This window comes from Rubrivirga sp. (assembly GCF_965213695.1).
GTDB lineage: Bacteria > Bacteroidota > Rhodothermia > Rhodothermales > Rubricoccaceae > Rubrivirga.
The window spans coordinates 3,951,466-3,970,693 of record NZ_OZ243912.1; the positions used below are offsets into that span (position 1 = coordinate 3,951,466).

The following is a 19,228-nucleotide window of genomic DNA, read 5'->3' on the forward strand; positions in this document are numbered from 1 at the left end:
GTGGGGCGTGGGGCGTGGGAAGATGCCTCCGCTCGGCCCGCGGCGCGCGAGGACACGCGAACTCTGCCGGGCCACCCGCTCATCCCTCTTAGCTTCTGGCCCTCCCCCCCCGACCCATGTCCGACCCGACCGCCGACGACCTCTACGCCGACCTCGACCGCCGCCGCGCCGAGAGCCGGGCCGGCGGAGGCCAGGCCCGCGTCGACCGCCAGCACGAGCGGGGCAAGCTGACCGCGCGCGAGCGGATCGAGATCCTGCTCGACTCGGGCTCGTTCGTCGAGACCGGCGCGTTCGTCCGCCACCAAGCGACGGGGTTCGGGCTCGAAGACTCGCGCCCCTACGGCGACGGCGTCGTGACCGGCTGGGGCACGGTCGACGGGCGGACGGTGGCCGTGTTCTCCCAGGACTTCACCGTGTTCGGCGGGTCGCTGGGGCTGGCGCATGCCGAGAAGATCGTCCGCCTGATGGAGCTGGCGTTGGAGAACGGGTGCCCCGTCGTCGGGCTCAACGACTCGGGCGGGGCCCGCATCCAAGAGGGCGTGGCCGCGCTTGGCGGCTACGCCGACATCTTTCTGCAGAACACGCTCGCGAGCGGCGTGGTCCCCCAGATCTCGGCCGTGCTCGGGCCGTGCGCCGGCGGCGCCGTCTACAGCCCGGCCATCACCGACTTCGTGTTCATGGCGCGCGGGACGAGCTACATGTTCGTGACCGGGCCGAACGTGGTCAAGACCGTCACGAACGAGGAGGTCACGCAGGAGGAGCTGGGCGGGGCCGACACGCACGCCTCGAAGTCGGGCGTGTGCCACCGGGCGTTCGCGAACGAGGGCGCGCTCCTGCTCGGCATCCGCGAGTTGCTCGGCTACCTCCCCTCGAACTGCGAGGACGGCGCGCCCCGGCTCGCGACCTCCGACCCCGCCGACCGGGCCGACGCCGCGCTTGACACGCTCGTCCCCCAGAACCCGAACAAGCCGTACGACATCCACGACGTGATCGGCCGGATCGTGGACGACGGGCGCTTTTTCGAGATCCACCCGGACTTCGGTTCGAACCTGGTCGTCGGGTTCGCGCGGCTCGGCGGGCGGAGCGTGGGCGTCGTCGCCAACCAGCCGGCCGTGCTGGCGGGCGTGCTCGACATCGACGCGAGCGTGAAGGGGGCCCGGTTCGTCCGGTTCTGCGACGCCTTCGGGATCCCGCTCGTCGTGTTCGAGGACGTCCCCGGCTTCCTGCCGGGGACGGACCAGGAGTGGAACGGGATCATCCGCCACGGGGCCAAGCTGCTCTACGCCTTCTGCGAGGCGACCGTCCCCAAGCTCACCGTCATCACGCGGAAGGCGTACGGCGGGGCCTACGACGTGATGAACTCGAAGCACATCCGGGCCGACCTCAACCTGGCGTGGCCGACGGCCGAGATCGCGGTGATGGGGCCGAAGGGCGCCGTCGAGATCATCCGCAAGCGCGAGATCGCGGCCTCCGACGACCCCGCCGCCGCCGAAGCCGCCTTCACCGAGGAGTACCGCCAGCGCTTCGCCAACCCCTACGTCGCCGCCGAGCGCGGCTACGTTGACGACGTGATCCGCCCGAGCGAGACGCGGGGCCGGCTCGTCCGCGCGCTCGACCTGCTGGCGCACAAGGTCCAGACGCTCCCGCGCAAGAAGCACGGCAACCTGCCGCTGTAGGCCGCTAGTGCCGTGACACGTAGCTCGTGAGCGGACCCCCCGTCCGTCCGCCCCTCGCTCCGCTCAGCGGGCGGACGGACGGTCCCCCTTCGAGGGGGACCGCTCCCCGACCTGGGAGCCCTTCGGCTCCGCTCAGGACAGGCTCCGCGACCGGAAGGGGAGCGGGGGGTCGGCCCACGAGCAGTCTGGCATCACTCTAGCGCACGACCGTGACCGTCCGGCTGGCGGAGCCGCCCGGCATAACGGCGCGGACGACGTAGAGGCCCGCGGGCAGGTCCGACGTGTCCACGCGGACCCGGTGCGTCCCCGCGGCGAGCGGGCCGTCGAGGGGCCGGGCCACCTCGCGCCCGAGCACGTCGTACACCGCGACCGTCGCCCGGCCCGCTCGGCCGACCGTGACCGCCAGCGCGACGGACGCGCCGGCCGGGTTCGGGGCGACGGCCAAGCCGAGCGCCCCGTCCGGACCGCCCTCGGACGACACCGGACGCACGCTCGCGACCGCCGCGAACGCGTCAACTTTGCCCCAGCCCCACTCGACGTTCGGGACCTCGCCGGTGAACGCGTCCGCGCGGGCCGTCTGTTCGAGGGCGTCGCGGACCTGGGCCGCGTCGAGCGTGGGGTCGGTCTGGAGCATGAGCGCGACGATCCCCTGGACGACCGGGGCCGCCCCACTCACCGCGGCGAGGATGCCGTACGGCGCCGGTCCGTCCTCGATGAGGTTGCCTCGAAACGTCGCGTTGAACGAGCGCGGCGCGTACGGCGTGATGTTGCCCTGGCCGGGGGCGGCCACGCTCACGCCGAGCCGCCCGTCGTACGTCGGCCCGATGCCGCTGCCCGGCCACAGCTCGCCCGTCCCGACCTCATTGCCTGGGAACGTCCGTGTGACGCCGTCGATGTCGGTCCAGGTCGGCTTGAGCACGTAGGACGTGGGGGCGATGTTCTGCTCGGCCGAGGCCCAGTCCCAGACCGTGTGGCCGGGGTCCACGAACGTCGTGAACACGTTGTCTGAGCGGCCGAAGATGTTGGACGGGTTGAGCAAGGCGTCGAACCGGCCGTCGGCGACGGCGGCCCCCGTCACGCGGACCGTCCAGTTCCCGGTGCCGCCGCTCAAGTCGATGACCACCCCGCGCTTGTCGCTGGCGGGCTCGTAGAAACCGAAGCCGGGGGCCAGGTGGACGTAGGTGAACCCGGCGCCCGACTCCGAGGCGAACCCGCTGGCGGGCGCCGTGAACGGGCCGGACACAGCGCCCGACGGCGACACGATCTCGATCGTGAACTCGTCCGCCCCCGGGTACCACAGCTCGAACCGGAGGAAGCCGGCGTGCCCCTTCTGCACCCCGATCTCCGCCGTATCGCCCTGTTCCACGACGCCCCCCGCGTGGTTCGCGACGCCGCCGTCGTCGCTGGTGCCGGTGAGGAAGACCCGCCCCGGGTGGCCCGGCCCAAACCGCTCGTTGATGGCGCGGGCGAACCGACTGGTGCCGTCCATGGGGCCGCCGCTCGACCCGAAGTTTCCCAGGTGGACGACCGGCATCCCGGCCTCGGCGGCGTGGGCGTGGACGAAGTCGAGGGCGGCCGTGAAGGCTTCGGGCCGGAAGAACGGGGCCTCGGCCGGCTCGCCGTCGTGGGCTGGCGCCCCCTCGCTCGTGAACTTGACGACGACGAGCTCGGCGTCCGGGGCCATCCCGAGATACCGGCCGTCGGAGGCCCGCCCGTTCCCGGCCGCGACGCCGGCCGTGGCCGTCCCGTGCCCGCTCGCGTCGCGCGTGGCGAGCCGCGTGCCGGAGGCGAGCGCGGCGTCGATCTCCTGGCGCGTGTAGACCGTCCCGAACCCGGTCGGGTTGTCGGCGTCGTTCGCGCCGGCGTCGTCGACGAGGTCGTAGATCATCCGGATGCGCGTCGTGCCGTCGGCGTTGCGGAAGTCGGGGTGCTCGTAGTCGATCCCGCGGTCGAAGACCGACACGATGACGCCGGCCCCGGTCAGCCCGTACTCGGCGTGGACGCGGTCGACGCGGGTCTCTTCGAGGACACCGTCGTCGGTCTGGGCGGAGACGGGCGCGGCGAGCAGGGCCGCCAGCGCGGCGAGGAGGAGCGGTCGGGACATGGTTGGAGGCGGGGGTTCACTCCGTAAGGTCGACATTCCGATGGGAACGGGACCATCGACCCGGCCGGACGGCACGAGGCGGAGCTGGGGAGCATCGGGCCCGCCGCGCCAGTCCCCACATCGCCGCTGTGAGCGGTGAGCCGTGAGCGCAGCCCGGGCCACCCTCACCCGAGCGACATCCCGAGCCCGTCGGCCACCGCTTGGCGGAGGGGCTGGGGCACGTTGCCACGAACCCGAAAGCGGCTCATCTCGCGGCGGGCGGGGTACGTCTTGCGGAGGTCGGCGAACGCAGCGGCCCGGACGTCGCCGGTCGTCCCCGCCAGCGCGGCCCGGAACCGCGCGTCGTCGGCGCGGACGTCGGTGGCCTGGCGGGCGAGCGCGTCGAGCCAGGCGGTCGGGGCGAGGGCCGGGTCGGGCGCCTGGGCGACGGGTTGGGGGGCGTCGTCGGGGAGGTCGGGCGAAGGGCCGAGGCCGGCCCAGGTCCAAAGCGCCGCCGCGATCATGGCCGTCCCCCGCCGCTTTGCGTCGAGCGCGTAGCCGGCGACGTGGGGCGTCCCGAGCGCGACGGCCTCAACGAGGGCCGGGTCGGGCTCGGGCTCGGCGGGCCACACGTCGAGGACGACCGGCCGGCTCTCGGCGAGCGCTCGCGCAGCCCCGGCCGTCACGACGCCTCCACGGGCCGCGTTGACAAGCCACGCATCCGGCCGCATCTGCACGACGGCCGCTTCGTCGATCAGGTCGAGCGTTGGGGAGGGGCTCTCGGCCGGCGTCGTGAGCGGCGTGTGGAGCGAGACGACGTCGGACTGGCGGAGGAGGTCGGCGAGCGAGACGAGGTCCGGCGGACCCACGCCGGCGGCAGCGCGGGGCGGGTCGCACGCGAGTACGCGCAGGCCGAGCGCGCGAGCACGACGCGCCAGCCGACCGCCCACCTCGCCCACGCCCACGACGCCCAGCGTCCGCCCAGCCAGCGTCTCGCCCCGGTCGGCCGCGACCGCCAGCAGCGACGCCAGCACATAGTCGACGACCGACGCCGCGTTCGAGCCGGGCGCCGAGGCGAACGCGACGCCCCCCTCGGCGAGCGCGACCTGGTCGACGTGGTCGAGCCCCGCCGTCGCCGTCCCGACGAACCGAACCGGCGTCCCCTCCAGCAGCGCGCGGTCGACGGGCGTCACGCTGCGGACGACGAGCACGTCGACGTCGGAGAGCGCCGCGCGTGTGATCTCGCGGCCTGGGAGGACGCGGACCGATCCGAGCGGCCCGAACGCGGCGTGGGCGTCGGGGACGTTGGCGTCGACGAGGAGGCGGAGCGGGGAGGGCAGCACGGCCGGCGATGTGTCCACGACGGACACCACTACGGATCACCGGGGTGGACGGTCCCCGAGACCATGCCGTCTCCACAGAGTGAGGTGTGTCGGCGACGTGTGAAAAGACCGTTCGGGCACGTCGCCTGGGAGGCCGTCCTCCCGCCTCACGGGCACATCTCCGCTCCTTCACGCGCGCTCTATCGGGCTTCCGCTAGGCCTTCACGAGTTCGGCCGGGTTCTCGCGTTGGACCCGCTCGGATCGCTCCTCGCTCACCAACCGGAATCGCATGCGCACGATCGCTAAAGGGACCGCCACGGGGCTCGCCATCGTCCTCGCCGGACTGCTCCCGCTGCTCGCGCTCTTCTTCACGATCCACGCCGCGACGGACCTGTCGGGCGACGAGATCCCGATCTCGCTCGTCTCTGACGCCCCGCCCCCGTTCTCGCTCGACGCCGTGAGCGACGACGTGCTGTGGCTGGCCCGGTGCATCTACTCCGAGACGAAGCGGGCCGACGAGCAGGAGTTGGTGGCGTGGGTCATCCGCAACCGCGTCGAGACCGGCTACCGCGGGCAGCGCGAGTACCAGGACGTCGTGCTCGACCCGTACCAGTTTAGCGCGTTCAACCCGGGCAACCCGAAGCGCCGCCTCTACACGTCGCTCGCGCCCTCGGCCGACTCGCCGGCCTTCGTCCAGGCGCTCGAGGTGGCCCACGCCGTGTACCACGCCCCGGCCTCGGCCCGGCCGTTCCCCGAGCGCACGCGCCACTTCTACAGCGAGCGGTCGATGGTCGGTGCGAAGGCGCCGAACTGGTCCGCCGGCCACGTGCCCGTCCGCCCGACCGGCTTCCGCGTCGACCCCAAGCGGTTCCGGTTCTACTCCGGCGTCGCGGCGGCGCTGAGGCTGTAGAACCCTGGGGAGATCCCCTACCTTGGGGGCGCGTCCGAGCGACGCGCCCCCTTTTTTGTGTCCGCCCGGTCCGTGATGCGTCTCCTCGTCCTGCTCGTCGTCCTCGGTGCCTGCGCCGGTCCGTCCGCGCCCGCCGGCTCGCCCCCGGCCCCGTTCGAGGTCGAGCCGGCGCCGGTGTGGGCCGTCGACGGGATCCGCGTGGCGACGTTCAACGGCGAGTTCCTGTTCGACGGGGTGGGCGACGAGGGCTCGGCGGGGTTCGCGTGGAAGGGCGACCCGGCCGCCGCGCGGGCCCACCGCGACGACGTCGGCGCCGTCGTCCGCAGCCTGGACGCCGACGTGGTCCTGATCCCCGAGACCGAAAACCTGGCGACGTTGCAGAAGCTGGTCGACGAGAGCCTGGCGGACCTGGGTTACCAGGCAGTCCTGGTCGACGGGCGCGACACGTTCACCGGCCAGGACGTCGGGCTGCTGTCGCGGCTGCCGGTCGAGGCCGCCGGCCGGATCGACGAGCGCGTGCCGGTCGGGGTGACGGACGCGCTCTACGGCGTCTCGAAAAACCTCTGGGCCCACGTGCTGCTGCCGGACGGGACGCCAGTGACGGTCGTCGGTGTCCACTTCCTAGCGCGGCCCGACGACGTCGAGCGCCGCGACCGGCGCCAGGCCCAGGCCGAGGTCATCCGCCAGTTCGTCGAGGCCGAGGCCGCGGCGGGCCGACAGGTCATCGCGCTCGGCGACTTCAACGACTTCGACGACGCCGTGCTCGACCGCGCCGGCTCGCGCCCGATCACCGACGTGCTGGCGACGGTCAAGCGGGCCGGCCCGGGGCCGGACGACGACCTGGTCAACGTGCTCGGCGACGTGGCCCCGGCCCAGCGGTTCACGTCGTTCTACGACCGCGACCGCGACGGCCAGTTCGACGCCGGCGAGTTCAACGCCATCGACCACGTGCTACTGTCGCCGGGGTTGTACCGGCGCGTCGTCGACGTCCGCTACGTCCACGCCCACGACCCGCGCGCGGTGAGCGACCACTTCCCGATTGTGGTCACGCTGGCGGAGTGATGCGGTGGGCCGACGGCTCGTCTGGACGAAAGTGGCGTAGCGTCCTGACGCCAGATTGTCCGATGGGGCCCCGGCGCCCTCTCCGGACCCGGTAGGGGCACGCCGATGGCGTGCCCGTGGCGAGCTGGACCGGGCACGCCACCGGCGTGCCCCTACGACGGGCGTTCCGTTCGGTCGGCAAGGATCCTGGCGACCTGGTACGAGAGCCTATCGGTCTTCCGCGAACCGAACGTCATCGGACCGACGTGCGGCGCGTCTCGTTGGCCCGGTCGTACTGGGACTCGAACGTGTCCCACTCGGCCTTCTTGATGCTGTACGGCGGGTCGGCCACGACCACGTCGACGGAGGCGTCGGGGAGCGTGCCGAGCCATTCGACGGCGTCGCCCCGCCAGAGCGACCCGTTCGGGTGCTCGTAGACCTTGGTCGGCCCGGACTCTCCGTCGCCCTCTCGAACGTCGATGCGGACCCCGCGCTGGACGGGCTCCCCGAACAGGTCCGCCGACTGGGGGGGCGACGTGGCACGGGCGAACGACGGCGAGGGCTCTCGGACGGTGGGCTCCATGTCTGCGGGCGGGGGCTGTCGGGAAGGTAGCCCGGCCCCGGATCCTCCGGCGCCCCGGTCCGGTTGACACCGACCGGCCCCCGGAGGCCGCTCCCTTCTCCCCTCCCGTTCCCATGACCGACCGACCGGCCCCTGAGGCCTGGCGCCGCGCGCTCGACGGCGACCGCGACGCCTTCGAAGAGGCCCTCTCCCCCCACCTCGACACGCTCCACCAGGCCGCCGAGCGCCAGCTCGCCGTCGAGCGCGACCTCGTCTCGGGCGAGCCCAAGGCCGGCGAGCGCGTCGTTGACCTGACGCCGGACGAGCTCGTCGGCGAGACGCTGCTCCGGGCCTGGGACCGCCGCGAGCGGTTCGACGGGGACCGGATGGGGTTCCGCGCGTGGCTCTTGGGGCTCCAGACGCGGTCGCTGGCCCGGTTCTCCCAGCGCGAGGACCGCTACGCCCAGCGGAAGGCGATCTCGCTCGACGCCGAGCTCCCGACCAACGAGGACCAGGACGCCGTGGGCGAGCAGTTCTACGAGTTCCGCCAGCCGTTCGACGTCGACACCTACGAGGAGGTCGTGGCCGCGTCCGAGCCGGCCGACCCCGAGATCGACCGGAGCCTCGACAGGCTCTCCGCCGACGACCGCGCGGCGCTCGCCGACGCCTCGTTCCAGGCCGAGGCCCGCCAGGGCGTCATCCTGCACGACGAGTTCGAGGTGAGCCTGCCCGAGGTGGCCCAGATCCTCGACGCCTCGCTCAAGGAGACCGCGGCCTCGCTCGGCCTGGCTCGTGAAGGGCTCCTGGCCCGGCTCGGCTCGACCGACGACCCCCACGACGACGACCCGGCCGTCGACTCGTACACCGGCGACCCGCTGCCCGACGCCTAGCGCTCGGTACGGGGTACTAGGTACGAGGTACCCCTGGCTCGCCCCCCCTCTTCAAGACCGTGCCCCGTACCGGGTGCCCCGTACCCCCTCCCCCCTCCATGTCCTCCCTCGCTCCCAAAGAACGCGACGCCTTGCTCGCCGAGCTCCGCCGCCGGACCACCACGCCCGGGTTCCACTTCCTCTCGGCCGACCACCTCACGCGGCTCAACGACGCCCGCTCCGACGGGGCCCCCATCGTCAGCCTCTACCTCGAGATGACGCCCGAGGCCCGGCTCGGGACCACGTGGGCGACGACGCTCAAGGACCTGTGCGACCGGGCCATCGCCGACGCGGGCGACCACACGAAGGCGGTCGAGCGCGAGTGCGAACGGATCCGCGAGGCCCTCGACGCCGGGCTCCCCAAGACCGGTCGCGGCGTCGTGTTCTTCGCGTGCGAGGAGATCGGCCTGTTCGAGCAACTCGGCACCGCGATCACGCTGCCCAACTCGGTCCACGTCGGCGACAACCCGTACGTCCGGCCGCTGGCCCGCGTCCGCGACGAGAACGACCGGTTCGTGATCGCCCTCCTGTCGATGCACAAGAGCCGGTTCTTCTTTGCCCAGATCGGGCTCGTCGAGGAGGTCTATGAGCTCGACGGCGAGGAGTTCGCCGTGACCGACCTCGTCTCGAAGGACCAGAAGCAGGACCGGAAGGCCGAGCTCCGCCGCCAGCAGGCCCAGCGGAGCGCCCACGCGACGGACCTCATCGCCAAGACGCTCGAGGCCCGCCACGTCCTGTACTCGGCCCCGGCCGACATGGAGGCCGACTACCTCGACAAGCTCGACCAGGCCACCCGCCAGCGCGTCGCCGGCAACTTCGCCTGCGACACCATGGCGACGACGGCCGAGGTGGCCGACGCCGCCGACGCGGCCCAGCGCGAGGTCGAGGCCCGGGAGGAGGTCGAGACGTTGGGCAAGGTCCAGGAGCTCCTGTCGTCGCGCGCCGTGGCCGGGCTCGACGACACGCTCGACATGCTCAACCAGCAGCGGGTCATGACCCTCGTCGTCGACGGCGACCAGACCATCGCCGGCGGCGTCGACGCGACCTCGGGGATGTTGACGACCCAGACCGAGGGGACGTACCCCGCGACGGGCGGCGACATCCGCCCCGTCCCGGACCTCGTCGAGCTCATGCTCGACAAGGCCATGGAGCAGGGCGCCACCTTGGAGCTCGTCCACTCGGACGCCGGGCGGGAGGCGCTCGCGCCGCACGGGCCGGCCGCCGCGCTCCTCCGGTTCTAGGACTGGGAAACGGGAGCGGGCAGAGGCCCCGGACCGACGCTCTGCCCGCCCCCATTCCCCCGTTCCCCGTTCCCTAAATGCCGACGCCGAGGCGGATCATGACGAGGTGGACCTTGACGTCGTCGTCGTCCGCGTCCGAGCGGAGGCCGGAGAGGTCGCGGCCGTAGCGGAGCTCGAGGTAGCCGCTCGGCCCGATCAGCGGGAGCCCGCCGCGCACGCCGAGGCCGACGTTGCCGGCGTACTGGACGTTCTCGGTCTCGAACGTGTCGAGCCCGTCGACGGGGAACCGGAGCTCGGGGCCGATGAGGGCGTAGGCCTGGAAGATGGGCGTCGGCGTCTTGATCTGGAAGTCGACCGGGACGGCGACGTAGTCGAACGAGGTGTCGAAGTTGTCGTTCGGGGTCTGCGCGTCGGCGCGGATGTCGCCGGCGCGGACGTAGTAGACGCCCGTGCGGACGGACGCGAAGAGGACGCCCACGTCGGCGTAGAGGCCGATGTGGTAGCCCGTCGAGTTGTCGAGGTCGAGCGTCTGGGCGTCGGACAAGCTGGCGAAGTTGACGCCGCCGGCGACGCCGAGGTCGAGCGACGGGATGATCTGGGCCTGCGCCTGGGGCGCGGCGAGCGCGAGGAGGAGGGCGAGGGGGAGGAACCGCATGGGAGGTGGGGGACGAGAGTGGGGCGAGCCACGGACGGTCCGCGAACGGCGCGGCGGCCCGTCCGGTTCGCTCGGTGCCGAACCCGACCGGCTCGACGGCGGCGGTAAGGCCACCGGGCGCGGCCCCGTCCGCCCCGTGATCCTTCTCCCCTGCGGACCCCCGCCCGGCCCCCCGCGTTCGGCGCCCCATGACCATCGGCATCACCTGCTACCCGACGTTCGGCGGCTCCGGCGTCGTGGCGACGGAGCTCGGCAAGGCGCTCGCGGCGCGCGGCCACACGGTCCACTTTATCGCCTACGCGCTCCCGCTCCGGCTGGAGCACATGGTCGAGAACGTGTTCTTCCACGAGGTCCGCGTCAACACGTACCCCCTCTTCGAGTACCCGCCGTACGCGCTCGCGCTGGCGTCGAAGATGATCGACGTGGCCCAGCACGAGGGGCTCGACCTGCTCCACGTCCACTACGCGATCCCCCACGCGACGAGCGCGGTCCTGGCCCGCGACATCCTGCGCGGCAAGGGGCTCTCGATCCCCGTCGTGACCACGCTGCACGGGACCGACATCACGCTCGTGGGCAAGGACCCCGGGTTCAAGCCCGTCGTCGAGCACGCCATCGACACGAGCGACGGCGTGACGGCGGTCAGCGACTGGCTCCGGCGCGAGACGTTGGACTCGTTCGACGTGGCGAGCGCCATCGAGGTGATCCCCAACTTCGTCGACACGGACCGCTTTACCCGCCAGCCGAAGGACCACTTCAAGCGGGCCATCGCGCCCGACGGCGAGCGGCTGCTGGCCCACGTCTCGAACTTCCGCAAGGTCAAGCGGGCGCCCGACGCCGTCGAGGTGTTCGCGCGGCTCCACGCCCGGGGCGCCTGGCCCGAGGGGCACACGCGGCACGGACAGCCCGGCGGCGTCAAGCTGCTCATGGTCGGCGATGGGCCGGACCGGGCGGCGTCGGAGGCCGCGGCCCGCCAAGCCGGCGTCTGGGCCGACGTCCGGTTTATCGGCAAGCAGGAGCCGGTCGAGGAGATCCTGTCCATCGCCGACCTGTTCCTGATGCCGTCGGCCTCGGAGACGTTCGGGCTGGCCGCGCTCGAGGCGATGGCGTGCGGCGTGCCGGTCGTGTCGAGCGACGTCGGCGGGTTGCCCGAGCTCAACGTCGACGGCGTGACCGGCTTCCTCCGGCCCATCGGTGACGTGGACGGGATGACGGAGGCGGCGCGGGCGATCCTGACCACGCCCGACCTCCACGCCCGGATGGCCCGAGCCGCGCGCGCCCGCGCCGTCGAGCACTTCGACATCGACCGGATCGTGCCCCAGTACGAGGCCCACTACCAGCGCGTCGTCGAGGGCGTGGCGGTCTGATACCGAGTCCGGCCGGCCCGTTCGGCGTCTCCTCGCGTCGTCCTCCCGGCATCTGGCCGTAGGGGCGACCCGGCGGGCCGCGCCCTACCGAGAGCGAGGTCGGCGCAGGCGGGCTCGGCATGAGCCCGGCCTCGGGCTGTGAAGGCGCTGCCAGCGTCCGGCGAAGGGGCCGTGAGCGCAACGTGTGGAGGCCATGTTTGGCAGTCTGGGCTCGGGCCGGTAGACTTCTGCCGTGCGCCCGGCCCGAGCCCAGCGCCTCGTTTGCCTCGCCCTCGTGGCGGTCGTCGCCCCCCTCGGGCTGGCGTCCGACGCCCAGGCGCAGGCCCGCAGGCGCCCCCTCCCGGCGCCGCCCCGACCGGAGGCGGCAACCCCGGTGTCGCCCCCCGTCCGGTTGGTCTCGTCCCCCCCGACCGAGGCCGCCCCGCCCTCGGACGTCGTGTGGTCGCCGGCGCCCGGCGTCGTGGTGGCCGTGCCGGACTCGGCGGCGCTGGCGGCCCTCGCCGTCGAGGCCCCCGCCCCGGCCGTGGGCGGCACGCTCGTGGGGACCGGCCGCGCGAGCTACTACGGCGAGCGCTTCCGCGGCCGGCGGACGGCCAGCGGCGAGCGGTTCGACCCGGACGGGCTCACGGCGGCCCACCGGACGCTCCCCTTCGGCACGCGGCTCCGGGTGACGAACGAGCGGACGGGCCAGAGCGTCGTCGTCCGTGTCAACGACCGGGGCCCGTTCCACGGCTCGCGCGTGATCGACCTGTCGAAGGCGGCGGCCCGGCGGATCGGGATGATCCGGTCGGGAACGGCGCGGGTGCGCATCGAGCGGCTGTAGAGGGGCAAGGGGGACGAGTCATGGGGCAACGGGGAGCTCGGCTTGGGTAGCACGTGATGGTCAGCGGGCGGACCTCGTGGGGGTTCCCACCGCGCTGGCGAGATCGGGCGGACGGGGGCCGGCACGCGGGGAGGTGACGAGGCGGCTCGGCTCGCGTTCGGGTCGCCTTCGCACCGGAGATCCGTCGGCGGCGGGCCCGCGTACCCTGTCCGATCCGACTCCCCTGCCCGAGATTCCCCTGCCCGACTCGTCCCCGATGGAGCCCCGCCGCAACCTGATCTCGCGCAAGAAGCCCGCGTACCCCATCAGCGACCACCTCGCCGACTACCTCCGGGGGTACGGCCGGATCGCCGAGGGCGGCGTGAGCTACGACGACCTGGCCCGGCACGTCGGCCAGTTCCCCCTCTACGACGAGCACGGCGACGACACGCTGTGGAGCAGCGTCTACTACGGGCCGGCCGAGCAGGCCGAGATCCACGACGCGCTCCGGATGACGTACGCGCTGCTCAAGTCGGCCGGCGACCTCTCGACCGTCGAGCACCTCTACGTCGACCGGATCGACCTCTGCCTCTACGGCAACACGCTGCCGTTCCGGGTCCGGATCGTGAACCGACTGAACGAGAACTTCGACTACTTCTACGTCAAGCGCGCCGACGCGAGCCGGGTCTACGGGCTCGAGCTCGAGCACATCCTGTCGCCCAACTCGATCAACTTCCTGGCCCGCGTCGACGGGCCCGAGCTGCGAGACCAGACCATCATCGAGGAGCACATCATCGGGCTGCCCGGCGACGCCTTCATGCGCGAGCAGTTGCCGGACAACCGGTTCGACCAGGTCCGGCTGGCCAAGGAGTTCGTCAAGTTCAACGAGCGGTGCTTCGTCCGGCTACTCGGCGACATGCACGCCGGCAACTGGGTCGTCGACATCACGCCGGACTTCGAGAAGCTCCACTTCCGGATGCGGGCCATCGACTTCGACCAGCAGAGCCACCACGCCCGCAAGCAGGTGTACCTCCCCCAGTTCTTCCCGCCCAACAACCCCGTCATCGAGTTCGGGCTCCGGCACCTCACCGAGCCGACCGTCGACCAGTACCAGCGCGAGGAGCGGGCGCTGATGGCTGGCCGGCTCCGCGTCACGCACGGGCGGTACTCGGAGCTGATGGCCGTCATGCGGGAGGACCTCATCGCGCCCCAGGCGTCGGTCGCCGCGCTCGGCGAGACCCTGGCGGCGCACTACGCCGAGCCGGCCTTCCGCGACGCGCTCACGATGGGCGAGTTGGTGTCGCTGTCGCTCGAGCTGCTCCAGAGGCGGGCCGAGCCGGCGTCGCTCAAGCTCTTGTCCGGCGCGACCGCCGCCGACGTGGCTGCCGACGTCCAGGGCTACGGCGCGTGACCCGGCGGCCCCGCCCGCGAGGAGCCCAACGGCGTGCGAGACGTATCATCGGGCATGGACTGGCGAGACCACATCGACTCGGACCCCAACGTCATCGGGGGCAAAGTCCGCATCAAGGGGACTCGGATCGGCGTGGCCTTCCTGCTTGAACTCTTCGGCGCGGGGTGGACGCAAGAACAGGTGTTAGAGAGCTATCCCCACCTGACGGTGGAGGATCTCCAGGCGGTGTTCGCCTTCGCCTCGGAGACGGCGGAGGACGTTCGCCTGCTCCCGTCCCAGCGCTCAGCAGCTTGACGCCAGGGGCTCGTCCTGAAAGGTGACGGTTGGGTGGCACGGTGGATTTCGTAGCGTTCGGCATCCGCGGCTGAACCGATGAAGCTCCTCAGTGATGAGAACGTCCCCGCTCCCAGCGTTGCCCTCTTGCGCAACCGGGGTCTCAGCGTCGTCTCGGTGATGGAGGAGCACAGAGGAATGGAAGATCCCGACGTGATCGCACTGGCGAAGCGGTTGGGCTGTGTCCTCGTCACGTTCGACAGCGACATCGGCGAGCGGATCTTCAAGGACGGTGACGCCCCGCCGCCTGGCGTGATCTACCTCCGATTCATCCAGACTGACCCCGAGGAGACCGCACGGGTCGTTCTGAGCCTCCTGGCCCTTGACCGGGATGAAGTCGAGGGCCGGTTCGTGACGTACCGGAACGGGCGCGTCCGCTCACAGCCGCTTCCCTGACCCCGACTGCTCCGCCCGAGGCGGTCAACGTCGCTACTCGGCGTCCCGCGCCGCCAGCACGCCGAGCGCGAACACGGCCCAGTCCGACGCGCCGTCGGGCACCCGCACGTCGGGCGCGATCCCGCCGGCGTCGACCGACGTCTCGGGGAGCCACCCCCGCCGCGTCATCGGGATGTGGGCGACGCGGACGCCGCTGGGAAGGGGCGCCGACCGGACGTTCGAGTAGTCGAGGGCGCCCTCGGTCGCGCCGCCCACCACGACCACCTTCGAGCTCCAGCGCGCCATGAGCACGAACTCCTCGGCCGAGCTCGCCGTCCCTGCGTTGGTCAGGGCGAGATCGGACGGGCACAGCCCTCCGAAAAAAGGGGCGCCCCGGCGCGAGCGCTCCGCGAAGGGACCGCAGAGGCGGACCGGCACGATCCGCCCGACCTTTCCGTCCCCCCGCATTCGGCCGGAGGCGCGCTCGCGCCGTCGTGACTCTCGGAAGCGGACCCTGCTTCCCGCTCCGCCCGCCCGGCTCGACCGGCGCTCTGCGGACGCCCCACGACGACCCATGTCCACCCCCTCCGTCGACACGTTCGACGCCTTCGGCTTCGCCCCCTCCGTGCTCCGCGGCGTCCGCGACGCCGGCTACACGACGCCCACGCCGGTCCAAGCCGCCGCCCTCCCGTACGCGCTCGACGGCATCGACGTGGTCGGCGTGGCCCAGACCGGGACCGGCAAGACGGCCGCGTTCGTGCTCCCCATCCTCGACTACCTCGTCAAGGAGCCGTCGGGCGGCAAGCGCCGGCCCATCCGCGCGCTCGTCGTCACGCCGACGCGCGAGCTGGCGATCCAGGTGACCGAGGCCGCCGCCCAGTATGGCAAGCACACCGGCCTGCGCGTGGCGACGATCTACGGCGGCGTCGGCAAGGGCAAGCAGCGGACCGCGCTCCGCAACGGGGTCGACGTCGTCGTCGCCACGCCGGGCCGCCTGCTCGACTTTATGGGCGAGGGCGTCTTGGACCTGGGGTTCGTCGACGTGCTCGTGCTCGACGAGGCCGACCGGATGTTCGACATGGGGTTCATCAAGGACGTCCGCAAGATCGTGGCCGCGGTCCCGGAGCAGCGCCAGACGATGCTGTTCTCGGCGACCATGCCGCCGCCGATCCAGGACCTCGCCAAGAGCATCCTCTACAAGCCCGAGACCGTCGAGATCGGCGAGCGCCGCGACCCGGCGGCGACCGTCACCCAGCGGGCGATCCGCGTGGCCGAATCGGAAAAGCAGGCGCTTCTGGAGCGGCTGATCGAGACCGAGGACGTCGACCGGATGATCGTGTTCTCGCGGACCAAGTACCGGGCCGACCGGATCCGCAAGAAGCTCGACCGGGCCGGGTTCAACGCCATCGCCATCCACTCGAACCGGTCCCAGGGCCAGCGCCAGCGCGCGCTCAAGGGGTTCGAGGCCGGCCAGTACCAGATCATGGTGGCCACCGACATCGCCGCGCGCGGGATCGACGTCGACGGCGTCTCACACGTCGTCAACTTCGACGCGCCGAATGTGCCGGAGGACTACATCCACCGGATCGGGCGGACGGGCCGCGCCCAAGCGACCGGCGACGCGATCACGTTCGTCTCGGCCGAGGAGTCGTCGAACTTCGACGCGATCGAGAAGCACACGGGCCGGTCCATCGAGCAGGTCCGGATCGACGGGTTCGAGCCGCCGGCGCTGGCGACGGCGCTCCAGAACGCGGGCGGCAAGAAGCGGTCGAACCCGAGCGGCCACCGCTCGCGCCAGAAGTCGCAGGGCGGCGGCCGGAACAGCAAGGGCCGCGCCGGGTCCGGCGGCCGGGGCCGCAACGGCGGGCGCGGCCAGCGCTGAGACAGCCGGGCGGCTCGATCACGCGGGCCGCTCGCGCTCGAAATACAGGTACACGTAAACGGCCAGTCCGAACGAGGTCGCGTCCGTCGAGACGAGCCGCCAGCCGTCGGCGGCGTAGGTGTCCAGGATCTCCTGGACCTCCTCGGCCGACGACTTGGCGATGTGCTCTTTGTCGGTCGTCAGCTTGGAGTAGTAGGTGCGGGACTCGACGCGGTACTCGGCCATCGGGGGCGGCGGGGGTCGGGGGAAGGGCGCGACGAGGGTCGCACACGGGAGACGACGACGACGGGCGAGCCGAGCTCCGGCCCACGTCTCATCCCGACCCTCCAGGCCGCGACACGAACGCGGCCCGGACGGCCGCGGCCGTCACCATCACGGACAGGAGCGCGACAGGCGCCCCGAGCGCGAGGAGCCCGAGGCCCGCGCTGGCGCCCGCGCTCCGCCCCGTGACCGCGAGGACGCCGTCCCACGTCGCCCACGCCCACAGCGCCGCCGTCAGCGCCAGGCCGGCGCCCATCGCCAGCGCGACCTCGGCCCACGCCCGCCGGGTCAGGACCGCCAGCGCCGCGAGGGCCACGAACGGCATCGCGGCCCACGCCATCTGGAACGCCAGCACGCCGGGCTCGGCCACGAGCGGGCGCCCGCTTGCCGCCATCCACACCGCCACACGAGACGCGAGCGGGAGCACCGCCGCGAGCAGCGCTGGCGTCGCCCAGCGGAGCCGCTCGCGCGCCGTCACCGGAGGTCCTGGAGGAACGGGTTCGTGCGCCGCTCCGCGCCGACGGTCGTCCGGGGCCCGTGGCCCGAGAGGACGACCGTCTCGTCGGGGAGCGTGAGCACGTGGTCGCGGATCGACGCCAGCAGCGTGTCGAGGTCGCCCTGCCACAGGTCGGTCCGCCCGATGGAGCCCTGGAACAGGACGTCGCCGCCGACCAGGACTCCGTCGGCCTCGGAGTAGAAGGCGACGGAGCCGGGCGAGTGGCCGGGCACCCAGGGCACGCGGAACGTGACGTCGCCGAGCGCGACCGTGTCGCCGGCCGCGAGGTCGTGGGCGGCCGGCGGCGGCGGGTCCACCCGGACGCCGAACAGTTCGCCTTGGACCGTGGCGTTCGCCAGCAGCGGCCCGTCGGCCGGGTGCATCTGCCAGCCGCCGTGCTCGGCGTCGGGGTAGCGACCGGCGAAGTGGGCGCAGCCGAAGACGTGGTCGATGTGGCCGTGCGTCAGGAGCAGGTGGCGGACGGTCAGCCCGGCGGCGTCGAGGTACGCCTCGACCGCCTGGCGCTCGGCCCGCGACGCCGTCCCGGGGTCGACGATGGCGGCCTCGCCTTGGGACGACAGGACGTAGGTGTTCTCGGCGAACGGGCTGACGACGAACGACTGGACGGTGAGGGGCACGTCGGGAGGCGCGGAGAGCGCGGAGAGTGCGGAGAGCGCGGAGAGCGAAAGGCTACGGCGGGTCCCCGGTGCTCCAGTGATGGCGGGTTGCGACCATCCGGAGCAGGCCGGCGTTGATCTGCCGGCATCGTGCTGCGAGTTGGTCGGCAGTCCAGCGCCCACAGCCATTGCGGAGACCCCTGACTTGTCATCCTGAGCGAATGCGAAGGATCTACTGGACGCGAGCGCCGAGTCGGTCGAGGGCGCCGAGCGACGAGCGGCTAGATCCTTCGCTGGCGCTCAGGATGACAAGGTAGTGGGGGTGCACACCAACGCGGAGCCCTGACACATGCCGCGTTCCCGTAGCTCTCCGCGCTCTCGCGGCGCCAGCCGCGCTCTCGACGCTCTACCCCATCAGCCCGCGCTCGGCGAGCGACGTGAACCCGCGGCCGGCGATGATGACGTGGTCGTGGACCGGGATGCCGAGCACGCGCCCGGCCTCGCACAGCTGCTTCGTGATGGCGACGTCCTCGCGGCTGGGCTCCGGGTTGCCCGACGGGTGGTTGTGGAGGCACACGACGGACGCCGCGTGCTCCAGGATCGCCCGCTCGAACACCTGGCGCGGCTCGACGATGGACGCCGCCAGCCCGCCCGTCGTCAGCGTGTACTCGGCCGTGACCACATTCGCTGTGTTGAGGTGGAGCACGACGAACACCTCGCGCGGGAGGTCGCGCAGGCGCGGGCCGTACGCCGCCGCCACATCCGCTGGGCTGCGGACCTGGACGCGGTCCTCGGGCGCCGCCGCCTCCACGCGCCGACCGATCTCGAACACGGCCGCCAGCTGCGCCGCCTTCGCCGGGCCGACGCCCTTCGTGGCCTGGGCCACCTGGTTCGCGTCGCGCCGCGCCAGCTTCGCCAGCGACCCGTAGGCCCGGATCAGCGCCTGCCCCAGCTCGACCGCCGACACGCTCCGCCCGCCGACGCGCGTCCCGCTCCCGAACACCAGCCCGACCAGCTCGGCGTCGCTCAGCGCCGCCGGCCCCCGCGCCAGCAGCTTCTCGCGGGGCCGGTCCGCCTCGGGCCGCTCTCTAATGGGGACGTAGTCGACCTGGACCTCGGTGATCTCGGGCTCCCCAGCGACGCCGGGGCGGAAGTCGGACGGCATGGGCACGCGGGTGTGTCGCCGCGTAGACCCGGCGCCGGCGCCGATCTAACCTGGCCGGCGAGGAACGGCCGGTAGCCAGCGGCGGACGGGACCAGAGAAAAG

The 19,228-nt window shown here is 72.5% G+C and carries 20 protein-coding genes; 11 read left to right on the plus strand and 9 right to left on the minus strand.

Going from position 1 to position 19,228, the window contains the following annotated elements:
* The first annotated feature begins 116 nt into the window (after positions 1-116).
* Complete coding sequence (locus ACOOHE_RS17455; protein WP_420455368.1) at positions 117-1,676, plus strand: acyl-CoA carboxylase subunit beta; 1,560 nt, start codon at positions 117-119, stop codon at positions 1,674-1,676.
* A gap of 196 nt (positions 1,677-1,872) precedes the next feature.
* Here ACOOHE_RS17455 and ACOOHE_RS17460 read toward each other — a convergent pair whose 3' ends face one another.
* Both ACOOHE_RS17460 and ACOOHE_RS17465 read right to left on the minus strand, forming a co-directional pair.
* A complete protein-coding gene (locus ACOOHE_RS17460) occupies positions 1,873-3,780 on the minus strand; it encodes a S8 family peptidase (protein WP_420455369.1) in 1,908 nt (635 codons plus the stop codon).
* A gap of 164 nt (positions 3,781-3,944) precedes the next feature.
* Complete coding sequence (locus ACOOHE_RS17465; RefSeq protein ID WP_420455370.1) at positions 3,945-5,120, minus strand: 4-phosphoerythronate dehydrogenase; 1,176 nt, start codon at positions 5,118-5,120, stop codon at positions 3,945-3,947.
* 251 nt (positions 5,121-5,371) lie between these two features.
* Between ACOOHE_RS17465 and ACOOHE_RS17470 the strand changes: the two genes are divergently transcribed.
* Together ACOOHE_RS17470 and ACOOHE_RS17475 are read left to right on the plus strand one after the other, a co-directional pair.
* Positions 5,372-5,992, plus strand: a complete 621-nt coding sequence (locus ACOOHE_RS17470; protein ID WP_420455371.1) for a hypothetical protein — start codon at positions 5,372-5,374, stop codon at positions 5,990-5,992.
* 75 nt (positions 5,993-6,067) lie between these two features.
* Positions 6,068-7,054 (plus strand): endonuclease/exonuclease/phosphatase family protein, encoded by a 987-nt coding sequence (locus ACOOHE_RS17475; protein WP_420455372.1) that lies wholly within the window; start codon positions 6,068-6,070, stop codon positions 7,052-7,054.
* Between the two features lie 232 nt (positions 7,055-7,286).
* On the opposite strand, the gene ACOOHE_RS17480 is transcribed toward ACOOHE_RS17475, so the two are convergent.
* Positions 7,287-7,616, minus strand: a complete 330-nt coding sequence (locus tag ACOOHE_RS17480; RefSeq protein WP_420455373.1) for a hypothetical protein — start codon at positions 7,614-7,616, stop codon at positions 7,287-7,289.
* Between the two features lie 113 nt (positions 7,617-7,729).
* Here ACOOHE_RS17480 and ACOOHE_RS17485 point away from each other — a divergent pair, with 113 nt between their 5' ends.
* Together ACOOHE_RS17485 and ACOOHE_RS17490 are read left to right on the plus strand one after the other, a co-directional pair.
* Positions 7,730-8,485, plus strand: a complete 756-nt coding sequence (locus tag ACOOHE_RS17485; protein ID WP_420455374.1) for an RNA polymerase sigma factor — start codon at positions 7,730-7,732, stop codon at positions 8,483-8,485.
* A gap of 98 nt (positions 8,486-8,583) precedes the next feature.
* Positions 8,584-9,765, plus strand: a complete 1,182-nt coding sequence (locus tag ACOOHE_RS17490; protein ID WP_420455375.1) for a peptide chain release factor 1 — start codon at positions 8,584-8,586, stop codon at positions 9,763-9,765.
* A 73-nt stretch (positions 9,766-9,838) separates the two neighbouring features.
* On the opposite strand, the gene ACOOHE_RS17495 is transcribed toward ACOOHE_RS17490, so the two are convergent.
* Positions 9,839-10,420 carry an outer membrane beta-barrel protein gene (locus ACOOHE_RS17495; protein WP_420455376.1) on the minus strand — a complete coding sequence of 194 codons (582 nt, stop codon included), beginning with the start codon at positions 10,418-10,420 and terminating at the stop codon, positions 9,839-9,841.
* A 188-nt stretch (positions 10,421-10,608) separates the two neighbouring features.
* Here ACOOHE_RS17495 and bshA point away from each other — a divergent pair, with 188 nt between their 5' ends.
* The 5 genes from bshA (at position 10,609) to ACOOHE_RS17520 (ending at position 14,726) form a co-directional block, all read left to right on the plus strand.
* On the plus strand, positions 10,609-11,784 hold the full coding sequence (gene bshA / locus ACOOHE_RS17500; protein ID WP_420455377.1) for an N-acetyl-alpha-D-glucosaminyl L-malate synthase BshA: 1,176 nt from the start codon (positions 10,609-10,611) through the stop codon (positions 11,782-11,784).
* 232 nt (positions 11,785-12,016) lie between these two features.
* Positions 12,017-12,607, plus strand: coding sequence for a septal ring lytic transglycosylase RlpA family protein (locus tag ACOOHE_RS17505; protein ID WP_420455378.1), 591 nt, complete (start codon positions 12,017-12,019; stop codon positions 12,605-12,607).
* Between the two features lie 256 nt (positions 12,608-12,863).
* The gene (locus ACOOHE_RS17510; protein ID WP_420455379.1) at positions 12,864-13,997 is read left to right on the plus strand and encodes a hypothetical protein; all 1,134 of its coding nucleotides are present in this window, start codon (positions 12,864-12,866) and stop codon (positions 13,995-13,997) included.
* A 54-nt stretch (positions 13,998-14,051) separates the two neighbouring features.
* Complete coding sequence (locus ACOOHE_RS17515; protein ID WP_420455380.1) at positions 14,052-14,291, plus strand: DUF433 domain-containing protein; 240 nt, start codon at positions 14,052-14,054, stop codon at positions 14,289-14,291.
* A 78-nt stretch (positions 14,292-14,369) separates the two neighbouring features.
* Complete coding sequence (locus ACOOHE_RS17520; protein ID WP_420455381.1) at positions 14,370-14,726, plus strand: DUF5615 family PIN-like protein; 357 nt, start codon at positions 14,370-14,372, stop codon at positions 14,724-14,726.
* 33 nt (positions 14,727-14,759) lie between these two features.
* Here the strand turns inward: ACOOHE_RS17520 and ACOOHE_RS17525 are convergent, their stop codons facing one another.
* On the minus strand, positions 14,760-15,143 hold the full coding sequence (locus ACOOHE_RS17525; RefSeq protein WP_420455382.1) for a hypothetical protein: 384 nt from the start codon (positions 15,141-15,143) through the stop codon (positions 14,760-14,762).
* Between the two features lie 136 nt (positions 15,144-15,279).
* On the opposite strand from ACOOHE_RS17525, the gene ACOOHE_RS17530 reads away from it, so the two are divergent.
* The gene (locus tag ACOOHE_RS17530) at positions 15,280-16,587 is read left to right on the plus strand and encodes a DEAD/DEAH box helicase (RefSeq protein ID WP_420455383.1); all 1,308 of its coding nucleotides are present in this window, start codon (positions 15,280-15,282) and stop codon (positions 16,585-16,587) included.
* 18 nt (positions 16,588-16,605) lie between these two features.
* Here ACOOHE_RS17530 and ACOOHE_RS17535 read toward each other — a convergent pair whose 3' ends face one another.
* The 4 genes from ACOOHE_RS17535 to radC all read right to left on the minus strand — a co-directional run bounded on the left by ACOOHE_RS17535 (position 16,606) and on the right by radC (position 19,126).
* Complete coding sequence (locus ACOOHE_RS17535; protein ID WP_420455384.1) at positions 16,606-16,812, minus strand: DUF4177 domain-containing protein; 207 nt, start codon at positions 16,810-16,812, stop codon at positions 16,606-16,608.
* A gap of 88 nt (positions 16,813-16,900) precedes the next feature.
* Positions 16,901-17,326 carry a hypothetical protein gene (locus ACOOHE_RS17540; protein ID WP_420455385.1) on the minus strand — a complete coding sequence of 142 codons (426 nt, stop codon included), beginning with the start codon at positions 17,324-17,326 and terminating at the stop codon, positions 16,901-16,903.
* Complete coding sequence (locus tag ACOOHE_RS17545; protein WP_420455386.1) at positions 17,323-17,982, minus strand: MBL fold metallo-hydrolase; 660 nt, start codon at positions 17,980-17,982, stop codon at positions 17,323-17,325. The genes ACOOHE_RS17540 and ACOOHE_RS17545 overlap by 4 nt, the downstream gene beginning before the upstream one ends.
* 385 nt (positions 17,983-18,367) lie before the next feature.
* Positions 18,368-19,126, minus strand: coding sequence for a RadC family protein (gene radC, locus ACOOHE_RS17550; RefSeq protein WP_420455387.1), 759 nt, complete (start codon positions 19,124-19,126; stop codon positions 18,368-18,370).
* Between the last annotated feature and the right edge of the window lie 102 nt (positions 19,127-19,228).